At 38.0% G+C, this 12,756-nt stretch carries 13 protein-coding genes; 12 read left to right on the top strand and 1 reads right to left on the bottom strand.

Annotated features, from left to right (window positions below; genetic code table 11):
* Positions 1-6 precede the first annotated feature (6 nt).
* Both uvrC and ACJMML_RS08160 read left to right on the top strand, forming a co-directional pair.
* Complete coding sequence (gene uvrC, locus ACJMML_RS08165) at positions 7-1,758, top strand: excinuclease ABC subunit UvrC (protein WP_405306834.1); 1,752 nt, start codon at positions 7-9, stop codon at positions 1,756-1,758.
* A 257-nt stretch (positions 1,759-2,015) separates the two neighbouring features.
* Positions 2,016-2,402, top strand: coding sequence for a hypothetical protein (locus ACJMML_RS08160; protein ID WP_405306833.1), 387 nt, complete (start codon positions 2,016-2,018; stop codon positions 2,400-2,402).
* Here ACJMML_RS08160 and ACJMML_RS08155 read toward each other — a convergent pair.
* Positions 2,399-2,695: a hypothetical protein gene (locus ACJMML_RS08155; RefSeq protein WP_405306832.1), complete on the bottom strand. Its 297-nt coding sequence runs from the start codon at positions 2,693-2,695 to the stop codon at positions 2,399-2,401. The two genes, ACJMML_RS08160 and ACJMML_RS08155, sit on opposite strands and share 4 nt — an antisense overlap.
* An 83-nt stretch (positions 2,696-2,778) precedes the next feature.
* Here ACJMML_RS08155 and ACJMML_RS08150 point away from each other — a divergent pair, with 83 nt between their 5' ends.
* The 10 genes from ACJMML_RS08150 to ACJMML_RS08105 all read left to right on the top strand — a co-directional run bounded on the left by ACJMML_RS08150 (position 2,779) and on the right by ACJMML_RS08105 (position 12,283).
* On the top strand, positions 2,779-4,482 hold the full coding sequence (locus ACJMML_RS08150) for an ATP-binding cassette domain-containing protein (protein WP_405306831.1): 1,704 nt from the start codon (positions 2,779-2,781) through the stop codon (positions 4,480-4,482).
* Between the two features lie 2 nt (positions 4,483-4,484).
* Entirely contained in the window at positions 4,485-4,910 is a 426-nt protein-coding gene (locus tag ACJMML_RS08145) for a universal stress protein (RefSeq protein ID WP_405306830.1), read from the top strand.
* A gap of 123 nt (positions 4,911-5,033) precedes the next feature.
* Positions 5,034-5,201, top strand: coding sequence for a 4Fe-4S binding protein (locus ACJMML_RS08140; RefSeq protein ID WP_303738097.1), 168 nt, complete (start codon positions 5,034-5,036; stop codon positions 5,199-5,201).
* Positions 5,202-5,205: 4 nt separating this feature from the next.
* Positions 5,206-6,384 (top strand): NAD(P)/FAD-dependent oxidoreductase, encoded by a 1,179-nt coding sequence (locus ACJMML_RS08135; RefSeq protein WP_405306829.1) that lies wholly within the window; start codon positions 5,206-5,208, stop codon positions 6,382-6,384.
* 9 nt (positions 6,385-6,393) lie between these two features.
* Positions 6,394-7,362: a UDP-glucose 4-epimerase GalE gene (gene galE / locus ACJMML_RS08130; RefSeq protein ID WP_405306828.1), complete on the top strand. Its 969-nt coding sequence runs from the start codon at positions 6,394-6,396 to the stop codon at positions 7,360-7,362.
* 9 nt (positions 7,363-7,371) lie between these two features.
* Positions 7,372-8,265 (top strand): hypothetical protein, encoded by an 894-nt coding sequence (locus ACJMML_RS08125; protein ID WP_405306827.1) that lies wholly within the window; start codon positions 7,372-7,374, stop codon positions 8,263-8,265.
* A gap of 68 nt (positions 8,266-8,333) precedes the next feature.
* A complete protein-coding gene (gene purF, locus ACJMML_RS08120) occupies positions 8,334-9,755 on the top strand; it encodes an amidophosphoribosyltransferase (RefSeq protein ID WP_405306826.1) in 1,422 nt (473 codons plus the stop codon).
* A 6-nt stretch (positions 9,756-9,761) separates the two neighbouring features.
* Positions 9,762-11,009, top strand: coding sequence for a peptidase U32 family protein (locus tag ACJMML_RS08115; RefSeq protein WP_405306825.1), 1,248 nt, complete (start codon positions 9,762-9,764; stop codon positions 11,007-11,009).
* Positions 11,002-11,799 (top strand): Ni-sirohydrochlorin a,c-diamide reductive cyclase ATP-dependent reductase subunit, encoded by a 798-nt coding sequence (cfbC, locus tag ACJMML_RS08110; RefSeq protein WP_405306824.1) that lies wholly within the window; start codon positions 11,002-11,004, stop codon positions 11,797-11,799. The genes ACJMML_RS08115 and cfbC overlap by 8 nt, the downstream gene beginning before the upstream one ends.
* Before the next feature lies 1 nt (position 11,800).
* Complete coding sequence (locus ACJMML_RS08105; protein WP_405306823.1) at positions 11,801-12,283, top strand: methylated-DNA--[protein]-cysteine S-methyltransferase; 483 nt, start codon at positions 11,801-11,803, stop codon at positions 12,281-12,283.
* Positions 12,284-12,756: the final 473 nt, after the last annotated feature.

Genomic DNA, 12,756 nt, shown 5'->3' with positions numbered 1-12,756 from the left:
TTTTTTATGTCAACCAAACTTAAATCTCCAGATAATTTGCCTAATAAGCCAGGTGTTTATATAATGCGTGACGCTTCTGACACCATTATATATGTTGGCAAGGCAAAAAATCTCGTTAAACGGGTCAAATCTTATTTTAGGGAAAAATTGGACAGGCCGAAAACTCAAATATTGATGAGTCATTTCGATAGCTTGGAGTATATTGTAACCAACTCCGAAAAGGAAGCACTAATTTTAGAGGCCACATTAATCAAAAAGCACCGTCCAAGGTATAATGTTCAGCTGAAGGACGATAAGCGTTATCCTTATGTAAAGATAACTGATGAGGATTTTCCAAGATTGGTCATTACAAGGAACGTTACAAAAAACGGCATTTTCTACGGTCCTTTTACTGATGTGGGTTCAGTTAAGCAAACGGTTAAATTTTTGAAGTCATTGTTTAAAATCAGAACATGCCGCAATATGAATGGGCCCTGCTTGAATTCACAAATTGACTTATGCAATGCTCCATGTGATGGAAGGATAACTAAGGAGGAGTATTCTGAAATCATCAATAAGATTGACTTGTTTTTCCAGGGAAAATATTCCACAATCGTTAAGAATCTCAAAAGGGAAATGATGGAGGCTGCAGACAATGAGGAATTTGAAAAGGCAGCAGTCATAAGAGACCAAATCGCATCGATAGAGGAGATTATGGAAAAGCAGTTTGTCGATTTGGTCGATGATGATCTTGACCAGGATGTGATTGCCATCGCTCCAGGTGAGGATGAGGTTGTAGTTATAATCATGCCTATTAGAAACGGAAAGATTGTAGGTCGTGATGACTTTTTAATGAGTGCATCACAGTATGATTCATCATCTGAAATCATGTTCGCTTTCATTCAGCAATATTACGGTTATAACAGACATGTTCCTAAACAAATTCTTTTAGATGAAGACATTGATGATAAGGAATTGCTTGAGGATTGGTTAAGTGATTTGAGAGGAAATAAAGTCAAAATTAAGGTCCCTCAAAAGGGAGTCAAGTTAAGGCTTGTTAAAATGGCGAAGAAAAATGCTGAAATCATCAAGCATCAAAAGAAAAAGATGGAATCTGCATTGATTGAGCTTAAGAAATACCTTAAACTTGAGAAGATGCCTCATGTAATTGAAGGTTATGACATTAGTAACATTTCAGGCAAGTTTGCGGTGGGTTCAAAAGTGTCGTTTAAGGATGGCAAACCCAACAAAAAATTGTATAAACATTTTAAAATGGAAACTCCCGGTCCGAACGATTTTGCGATGATGGAGGAATTGCTGACTCGCAGATTGAAAATGGTTGACCGTGACCCGGAACCTGACCTGATAGTCATTGATGGAGGTAAAGGGCAGCTTGGTATGGCCTGTGGTGTTTTGGAGAAATTAAATTTGACTCATATTCCAATAATTGGTCTTGCTAAGGAATTTGAAGAGGTATTTACTCCTAATTCTCAACGTCCAATAATAATTCCTAAAAATAATAATGCATTGTATTTGCTTCAGCAAGTGCGTGATGAATCTCACCGGTTTGCGATAACTTATCATAGAAAACTCCGCAGTAAGAATATTTCGTCCTCTTCACTTGATGATATTGCTGGTGTGGGTAAAAAAAGGAAGGTCGCTCTTTTGAAAGAATTTGGAAGCATTGATAATATTAAAAATGCCTCAGTGGACCAATTAGCTAAAATAGACGGCATGAATTTAAAAACGGCTGAAAATGTCTATAATTATTATCACTAACGTCTAATTATTTTTTAGTAAAAAATACTAATTTTCCATTAACTTTAAATATAAGTTTTATAATAATTTTTGTATAACAGAATTAAAAAGGTTATAGTTATATGGTAAAATGTCCACGGTGCGGGTATAACAATTCACCCTCAGCCGTATATTGTGATAACTGTGCCTATCTGCTTTCCGACTCACAAGGTAAAAGAATAAAAAATGTAAAGCGTGAAAAAAGTTGGAATATAGGCATAGCTAAAAAAATTGTAATTGTGTTGGGAATTATTATTGTGGCATATTTGCTGTTCTCTTTTATTTATAATAATACTCAGCCGACCGAACAGGATTCATTAAATGTTATTACTGATGATGGAAGTCATCTTCAATCTTCTTCTTATCCTTACAAAGCCAGAATTTTATATGAAGGTAGCTGGTACGCTGAAATGGGCGATCCTAATTACCTTGTAAAAGAGGCGGATGATGGTACAAAAACTTATGTGCTTGACTGTGCCCCTTGGGAAAGGGTTGCTATCAGTGCACAGAAGGAAGATTATGGTGACGGTGAACTTAAGGTTCAGCTTTTAAAGGATGACCAGGTTGTAGCAGAAAACTCGTCTTCAAATGCTACGGGTAATGTTGTAATAAACTATAATTATTAGAACTGGCTCATTCTTTTCTCTAAAAGTTCAACCAATTCGTCGGTTTTATAGATTCTGATTTCCTGGGAATCTTTATCCTTGAAGATCTTGATAAAGTTGATTAGGTCATTGCATAGCTGGTCGTATTGAATACTTAGTGTGTTGAAGTTATTGAGTAGTCCAAATGCCTTTTGCTGGTCTAATTTAGGTTCATCTCTCAAGATTCTTTCCATATTGGCAAAATGGGTTTCAATCATTATTTTTTCTTGTTCTAGGGTATCCATATATTCTTGAATTTTATTGTCGCTAGCCATTTTTATCACTTGTTTTTATATTAAATTGTCAACATATAAATAGTTTCAAAAATATATTTGTATAAATATAAGGGGCATTTATAATGATTAAAGTTGAAAATGTAAGTAAAGATTATGAATTAACTGATGGAACTAAAGTCACAGCACTTAAAAATGTCAGTTTTGAAGTTAAAGAAGGTGAAATACTTGGAATCATGGGAAAGAGTGGTTCCGGTAAGACAACACTCTTGAGAGCATTAAGGGGTGTTGAGCATATTGATGAAGGAAGCATTGAAGTCGGCAATGTGAAAGTAACCGCCGAATCTTCCCAATTTTATTACAATGAACTGAAAAAGGAAACAGCAATTCACCTTCAGAGGTCTTTTGGAATATGGCCGGATACCGTACGTGAAAATGTTTTGCGTAAACTCTATGCCAGAAGATACTTTGATGAGGGAGACACCAATTTTGAAGTCGCAGATAGCGAATTCGGTGAAGAAGCCGATGAATTGTTGGAACTTGTTTCATTAACCCATAAAAAGGACCACTATGCATCTGTATTGAGCGGTGGTGAAAAACAAAGACTCATCATGGCAAGGCAACTTGCAAAACAGCCTACAGCTTTACTTCTTGATGAACCTGCAACCATGGCATGCCCTAAAACAAAACAAGAAATTTTGGATGCAGTTAAAAAGATTAACAAGGAATTAAACATTACCATCATTATCGTATCTCACTTGCCTGACATTCAAAAATACCTGGCGGACAGGGTAATCCTGCTTGAAGACGGTGAGATTGTCGATGAAGGCTCACCGAAGGAAATCTGTGACAAGTTCATGGAGGGTATGGATGACATTGTTGATATTCAAAACATATCAACCGATGAAGACCTCATTGACGTTAAGGATGTCTATAAGAGGTTCTACCTCTTGACCGGGGGTGAAGTTCTTCAGATGGAGGACATCAACTTCAAAGTTCAGGACAAAAATATTTTAAGCATCATAGGACCTAGCGGTGCCGGTAAGACTGTGCTTTTAAGAATGCTTGGCGGATTGGATGATCCTGATAAGGGTGAAGTCTTGTACAAGGTCGAGGACAGATGGGCTGATATTGACATTCCAGGTTATGACCGTATGAAAATACGTTCAAAATTAGGTTTCATGCATCAGGAATTTGCTCTAACTCACTATGCAACCGTATTAAGCCAGCTATCCACAAGATTAGGATATAAAAAACAGGACATTGTTAAAGAGGCAAAGGAAAGGGCTGAAAGATTAGGATTAAGTGAAGAATTGCTTGATTCCTTCTACTTATTGACTGATCTGCCTGAAAGTGAGGCCAAGGAACGTTTAAGACAAGTAGGTTTGGACGGCGAAATCTTGAATGACCTGTTCCCAAGGTTCCCTGAAACTGCTACAAAAGAGGCAGTGGCAGACATCTTTGAAAGTCTTGATTTGGACATGGATATCCTGCACAGAAAGTCCTATGAGTTGTCAGGTGGTCAAAAGGTACGTGTAATGCTGTCATTGATATTGGTTTCAAGGCCTAAATTCCTGCTTTTGGATGAACCGTTCGGTGATTTGGACCCTGTTACATTAAGGGATGTTACAAATGCTCTAAAGACAATATCCAAGGATTATGGTATAACCATTGTAATGGTTTCCCACAACACTGACTTCATCAAGGAACTGTCCAACAGAGCATTGTTCATGGATGACGGAAAAATCATTGACGACAGCGAGGACATTGATGAAATCGTCGACAACTTCATTGATTTCTGCCATGCGGATTACTTGAAAGGGGACTAGGCATGTTTGATGTTATTGCAGTTCCTGTTGACGGGTCCGAATACGGATACAAGGCCGCTGATGTGGCCATTGAAATTGCACAGAAATTCAGCTCCAAAATCGCTGCCGTGCATGTTTTGGAGGAATTCTCTTTTAACAGCTATGATTCCGAGGAGGATTCCGGTGATGCGATTCTGGCAAAAATAACCAAAAAGGCGGCTGAGGTTGATGTTGAAGTCATTGAACATTTGCTTACTGCAGACCCTTTAAGGGACATGAAATTCATTGTTGACCAGACACGTGCAGATTTGGTTGTTATCCATGCACATGGAGCCAACAACAACAGATTCGTGTCATTCGATGAAAATAATGTAAGTGACACTCAAATCGGTTCAGTTTCAGAAAGGCTTCTCAGAACTTCTGATGTTCCAGTATTATTGGTTAAATAATACTTAAAAACTTTTTTTTCTTTTCTATTACCTATTAAATCGCTATTTTTTACTATACTTTTAAATATAATAAAAAACTAACTATTTATAACATAAATTGTTTATATTAAAGGAGATATTTTTATGATTGTAAAAGATTGGTGCTCATACTGCGGTGAATGTGCCGGAGTTTGTCCAAGAAACTTGATTCAAGTAAGAGAATACAGTTTAGTATTTAACGAAGATGAATGTAAAGAATGCTCAATATGTATTGATGCATGCCCTATTGATGCATTAGAAAGAGAGGAATGATAACATGATTGAAACTGATGTAATTGTAGTAGGTTCAGGACCTGCAGGTTCAAGCGCAGCAAAACACGCTGCATTAGGCGGAGCAAAAGTAATTTTAATGGATAAGAAATCCGAAATCGGATCTCCAAAAAGATGCGCTGAAGGGGTTTCAATCCAAGGATTAGAAAAGTTAGGAATCGAACCTTCCCCTAGATGGGTTACCCAGGAAATCCAGGGTGTAAGAATCCAGACTCCTGACGAAACTGACGTATGGTTGACAAAAGATGAAGTAAAACTACCTGAAGCAGGTTACATTCTTGAAAGGAAAGTATTTGATAAGCACATGGCTATGGATGCTGCAAGAGCAGGTGCAGAAATCAAAATCAAAACCTTAGTTACAGGCATTGAAAAAATCGAAAACGGTTACATTGTCGAAACAGAATGCATGGGCGAAAAGATTGATTACAAATGTAAAATATTAATCGCTGCTGACGGTCCGGAAGGTCACGTTGCAAGATGGGCAGGCCTCAGACCAGCTGCAAAACCTAAAGAAATGGAATCCGGTGTGCAATACGAAATGTGTAACGTTGAATTCGAAAGACCTGGTGTCATCGAATTTTACTTAGGTTCCTGTGCTCCTGGAGGATATGTATGGATTTTCCCTAAAGGTGACGACATTGCAAACGTCGGTTTGGCAATTCTTCCTCACAAAGCTGAAAAAACAGCAAAAGAATACTTGGATGATTTTGTTGCAAAATCACCTTACTTGAAAAATGCTCAGGCTGTTGAATTGAATGTAGGTGGAGACCCTGTCGGTGGAATGACTAAAAAGCTTTACGATGACAATATTATGGTTGTAGGGGATGCTGCAGGACAAGTAAACCCATTGACTGGTGGAGGAATCATCTCCGGTATGACCGGTGGTATGTGCGCAGGCCAAGTGGCAGCACAGGCCATCAAGGAAGACTGCTCCAAAAAATTCCTAAAACAATATGATGAAATGGCACATGCTGAACTCGATCATGAAATCAAAAGATATAAAAAAGTTCAGGAATACTTGCTCACATTATCCGATGAAGAATTGGACAGCATTGCTCACGCATTCCAAGGTGAAAGTTTCGATAAGATTTCCACCACTGAAATCGTTAAAAAATTAATTAAAGTATCTCCAAAAGCTTTACTTAAATTAGGTAAATTCGTATAGGTGTTCAAATTGATTTTAGTTACTGGAGGAGCAGGCTATATCGGTTCCCATACCAATAAGGCCTTGCACAATGCAGGTTATGACACTGTTGTATTGGATAATCTGTCAAAAGGTTATGAAAACTTTGTAAAATGGGGAACCCTTGAAAACTATGATATTGGAAGTAGTGATTTAAGGGAAGTCTTCGAAAAATATGACATTGACGGTGTCATTCACTTTGCAGGATTTATTTCAGTTGCTGAATCTGTCGAAATGCCTCAAAAATATTTTAAAAACAATTATAAAAATACTTTAAATCTCCTTAAAGTAATGAGAGAATATAATGTCGACAAGTTCATATTCTCTTCAACTGCGGCGGTTTATGGAAATCCTGAGAAAATTCCCATCCCTGAAGACTCAAACTTAAAGCCTATAAATCCTTATGGACACTCAAAATGGCTTGTTGAAAAGGCACTTGAAAGGGAAGCCGAAAAGGGCGACTTCAATTATGTGGCATTAAGATATTTCAATGCATCAGGATGTGATTTCGATGGTCAGATTGGTGAGTTCCATGATCCTGAAACACATTTGATTCCATTGACACTGGATGCGGCTATCGGAAAGCGTGACTGCATTTATATCTATGGTGATGATTATGACACTCCTGATGGAACATGCATTCGTGATTACATACATGTTAATGACCTTGCAGATGCTCATATTAAGGCATATGAATATTTATGCAGTGAAAACGAATCAAACGTTTTCAATTTAGGAAACGGTCAGGGATTTTCTGTTCGTGAAGTCATCGACATGTGCAAAAAGGTCACAGGACGTGACTTTGAAGTCAAAGTCGATAAGCGCCGTGAAGGTGATCCTGCCAGATTGGTGGCGGATTCATCTAAAATTAAAAACGAGCTTGGATGGACTCCACAATATGATTTGGAACAGATTGTCGAGTCAGCTTGGTTGTGGCATCAAAAAATCAATGGAATTTAGGTAATGTTCATGGAAACCCAGAATCATGAATCAAAAATTGATGTTCGAATAATTGTTGGCGGTCTGGATATTGCACAGCTCGTATCAAAGGCTGTAAACAATATTCAGCTTGAAAATGACTATAACATAATTGTTTCATCTATCATTCCGACAGTTGAACTCAGCATTGTCAAAAAGGTAGCCGGCGGTGCTGACATTTTACTTATCGGAGGATATGGACATGATGAAACATATAACATTCTTTACAATGAATTGAAAACTGATTTTAACCATATAGGATTGTTTGATTATAACAACATTATTATCGAAGACGAATCGATTGACTTTAAGCTTGCAGAAAAGGAAATCCTTAATTCAATAATAAAATCAACTCTTTCTTATTCCTTGAATCTGATAAACATCCATACTTTGGAAAACAAGCTGATGAAAGTAACCCATAACTATAATAGCCTATTGGATGATTACAATCAGCTCATCAAAGAGCAGGAAGTTCTGACACGTGAAAACAGTGAATTGCGTGAAGACATAAATGACATCAAATCAGATTATTCCGCATTCAAGTCACGTTATGAGGATATCTACTCAAAGGAAATCCTTGAAATTTTTAGTCTCCATGATTTGTGGCAGGATACATTCAGACAGGATTTAAATGATGAGAAAAGGATTGTCATCGCTACTGACAAGTTCAAACCCGATAATATCATTGTTGGCCAGGGATATATTGCAGCAGAATCCAGAGATAAGGCTATCGAATGGCTGAACATTGTAAGGACTGCACTTATTTTTGTAGACGATAGTGATGATGATTTGAAGAGGGAATTGGGCTCCGATGAGGAAACTACAGCTCCTGAAGTTATTGATGACTATGAAATTCCAAACACTTTTGAAAACTTCTGGGACTAAAACATTAATTATTTTATACTAGTTTTATCAAAAATATAATTATACTATTTAATAATGGGAGTTTGCATATGCAAGGAGAAATGGAAGACAAATGCGGTATTGTTGGAATTCATTCTAAAGATATTTCCAAGGATGTTGCACCACTAGTTTATTATTGTTTGTATGCTTTACAGCACAGAGGTCAAGAATCAGCAGGAATTGCTAGTTTTAATCAGGAAAAGGGTTTTAAACATTACTACGGAATGGGTTTGATAACCAGCGTATTCAGTGATCAGGAAATCCAAAATCTTGAAGGAAATATGGCTATAGGTCATGTAAGATATTCAACCACCGGACAGTCAAAAGTTGAAAATTCACAGCCTTTTGTAATTGATTTCGGTGATAGCTTTATTGCAATGGCTCATAATGGTGATATTGTCAATTCCGATGAGCTAAAACAAGAACTTATTGATGAAGGATTCTATTTCAGATCAGATTCCGATTCTGAAGTTATCTGTTACATGCTCAAAAAAGAGCATTATGACAATAAGAAAGATGTTTTAGAAGCTATTGAAGCAGTATGCAAAAAACTTGTAGGTTCATATGCATTGACAATTTTAATCGATGGCGAACTGTATGGTGTAAGGGACCCTATGGGAATAAAACCTCTTGCAGTTGCAAAAAGACAAGATAAATTTATTTTGGCTTCCGAAACCGTTGCCTTTGATGTAATTAATGCTGAATTTGTTAGAGATATTATGCCAGGGGAAGTTATTCACTTTAAAAACGATGAAATAAACTCCCACATGTTGGAAAGTGCTGGAAAATGCAAACTTTCTCATTGTATGTTTGAATACGTTTACTTTGCAAGACCTGACAGTACAATAGATGGAATTAATGTTTACAAGACAAGAATGAACATAGGCGCTCAATTGCACAAGCTATATCCTATTGATGCTGATGTTGTAATTCCGGTGCCTGACTCATCAATTCCTGCAGCTATCGGTTATTCAAGAGCTTCTGGAATTCCTTATGGTGAAGGATTGATTAAGAACAGGTATGTTGGAAGGACATTTATCATGCCAACACAGGAAGAGCGTGAATTGGCTGTCAGACTTAAGTTAAACCCTATAAAAGATGCCATTAAGGGCAAAAAGATTATTTTAATTGATGACAGTATTGTAAGAGGAACCACTTCAAAACAATTGCTGGACCTTGTAAAAGAGGCAGAACCTGCAGAAATTCATTTCCTGGTAGGTTGTCCTCCAGTAATTTCTCCATGTTACTATGGAGTGGCAATGGCAACCAAAAAAGAGTTGATTGCAGCCAATTACAGTACTGAAGAAATTCGAGAACAGCTGGGCATTGATTCCTTAGGTTACATTACCATCCCTGCTTTGGTTGAAGCAATAGGAATGCCTGAAGAGAAATTATGTTTAGGCTGTATAAATGAAGATTATCCTACTGAAATTCCTGAAGGATTAGAAGCTGAAACCTACTATAAACCTTAGATAAACATGGTTGAATTATTGGCTCCCGCTGGAAATTTCATATCGTTGCGCGCCGTTTTAGAAAATGGTGCCGATGCCGTTTACTTTGGCTTAAACGATTTTAATATGCGGGCCAATGCCAAAAACTTTTCTTTGGATGAATTGAGTGAGGTTTCACTCATCGCCCAGGAGTATGGTGCCAAAACCTATCTTTGCACTAACATCATTTTAAACGAGAGGCTCGCCTCAGAGCTTGAGTCAAACCTGGAGGCAATCTCATCATCAGAAATTGATGGACTTATTTTATCTGATATCGGTCTGATTGAGGATACAGTGTCACATGGCCTTGAAGCGCATATCAGCGTTCAGGAAAACGTCACAAACTCATATACCCTGAAAACCCTTAAGAAGCTCGGTGCCAAAAGGGCAATCCTTTCACGTGAGCTGTCCCTTAGGGAAGTTACCGAAATCACCCGGAAATCACCAATCGAAACTGAAATATTTGTTCATGGCGCAATATGCATGGCAATTTCAGGAAGATGCTTTTTAAGTTACGGATTATACGGAAGAAGCGCCAATTGCGGGGACTGCCTGCAGCCTTGCCGCAAAAACTGGACACTGACATATGAGGAAGGGGATGACAATGTCATCAACTTTTCGGACGTTGAGGATGAGAGATTCGTCATTACCGGAAGCGAAGACGGAAGCTACCGGACCAATTTCTTTTCACCGAAGGACATGTGCATGATTGAATACATTCCCGAACTGATGGAAAGCGGCGTTGCATCATTCAAGATTGAAGGGAGGGCAAGAAGCCCGGACTACGGTGCGATGGTGACCGGAATCTACAGGCAGGCCATTGACGACTATGAGAGTGACCCGTTGAATTACGCTGTTAAGGAAGAATGGATGGACGAGCTGACAAGCGTGTTCAACCGAGGATTTGACACAAACTTTTACTTTAACACTCCATTTGAGAAAAGTGAAGATAACCAATCAAAATACATTAAGAAGGACATCGGGCAGGTTGTCAACTATTACAATAAGGTAAAGGCGGCCGAATTGAGGATATGGGATGACTTGGCTGTTGGTGATAAGATCATCATCCAAGGCAAGACCACAGGCTCAATTACCCATACAATCGATTCCATGCAGATTGAAGGGGAATCCGTGGATGGTGCTGAAAGAGGCTGCAATGTAGCAATAGCAATGCCCGATAAGGTAAGAGAAAACGATTTTGTTTATAAACTGGTTGAGAGAGATATTGATGACTAAAAAGATTGCAATTTATGGTAAAGGTGGAATAGGAAAAAGTACTACAGTGGCCAACTTGTCTGCTGTATGGGCTAGTGAAGGTTTAAACTGTCTTGTAATAGGTTGCGATCCAAAGGCAGACACCACACGTACTTTATATGGCTCCAGAATTCCCACAGTCGTTCACACTTTAAAGGATAACAGGAAACCTGAAAAGGATGACCTGGTTTTCACAGGTTTCAAGGGTATCCAATGCGTTGAAAGCGGAGGTCCCGAACCAGGTGTCGGTTGTGCCGGGCGTGGAGTAATTGTGGCCATGAAAAGGCTTGAGCAGCTTGACATATTCAATGATGATTTGGATGTTGTCGTATATGACGTATTGGGTGATGTTGTTTGCGGCGGCTTTTCAGTGCCTTTGCGTGAGAAATATGCTGATGAAGTTCTAATTGTCACTTCCGGTGAATATATGGCATTATATGCAGCAAACAATATTGTTCGTGGAGTCAAGAAGCTTAAGGGTAACTTGAGCGGAATCGTCTGCAACTGCAGAAATGTGGATAATGAGGAGCAGATAGTCAACGACTTTGCTGAAAAGATTGGAACACATGTTATTGGCACTATTCATAGAAGTAATTTGATTCAGGATGCTGAATTAGATGCAAAAACCGTTGTAGAAAAATACTTTGATAGTGCAGAAGCACAAGAATACAAAGACCTTGCTTCAAGCATTATGCATAATGAAAACGTGTCCACTCCGGAACCTATGGAGGATGAGGAATTCGAGGAATTCTTCAAGTCATACATGGATTGAAATGTATTATTCGACAGACTACAGTTCCCCAGTAGGCAAGATGCTGATTGCAAGTGACGGTGAGGCAATTTGCGGTGTATGGTTTTACGGCCAGAAACATTTCCCGTCAACTGATTTTATCGTCAATGACGATTTAGCTATTTTTAAGAAGGTTTCCGATTGGCTGGATGGTTATTTCAACGGTAAAAACCCTAAGATCAACTTCAGGCTCAAGCCCCATGGATCCCAATTCAGACAGAGGGTATGGAAAATATTGTCTGAAATTCCCTACGGTGAAACAAAGACCTATGGGGAGATTGCATCAATGATATCTCCGGAAATGTCCGCTCAGGCTGTTGGCGGGGCGGTGGGCCACAATCCGATATCAATCATAGTGCCATGCCATAGGGTTTTGGGCAAGGATGGAAAGCTAACGGGTTATGCCGGCGGAACTGATAGGAAAATATCATTGCTGAATCTTGAAGGAATTGAGTTTAAATGCTGATTTTTATTAACAGTTTGCATAAAGTTTATATTGTTTTTTGAATTAAATAACAATTGTATTAAATAAGATGTATTTAATGCATATCAAATTTGAAAATTAGAAATTGGTTTTATAAATTTCAGTCATCCTAGTGGTGGTGGAAAAAATTAGTTGATAAAACTGTTTTTATCTTTAAAATGCAAGAATACCACAACTTCTGCAAGTTGTGGATGAATTGCAATATTGGGTGTACTGTCTTTTTTAATTAATTTTATTGTGTTTTATTTTATTTGCGTTTTTTTGAGGTTATTTTATGTCATGAATTTTTATTCAGTATACTTTTTTGTTATTGGATTATTAAATAATTGCTTTGGGTTTGAAAAATTGCTCTGAGTTCGTTATTCGATTACTTTTCAAATGCTCTCTCTCATTTTTTATATAGGATTAATTATAAATGAGATATTATTCAATTAAATGTGATTTTAATTGTTGTT

The organism is Methanobrevibacter sp. (assembly GCF_045130115.1).
In the GTDB taxonomy this organism is placed as follows: domain Archaea; phylum Methanobacteriota; class Methanobacteria; order Methanobacteriales; family Methanobacteriaceae; genus Methanocatella.
This window is presented reverse-complemented; position numbering and strand designations above follow the sequence as displayed.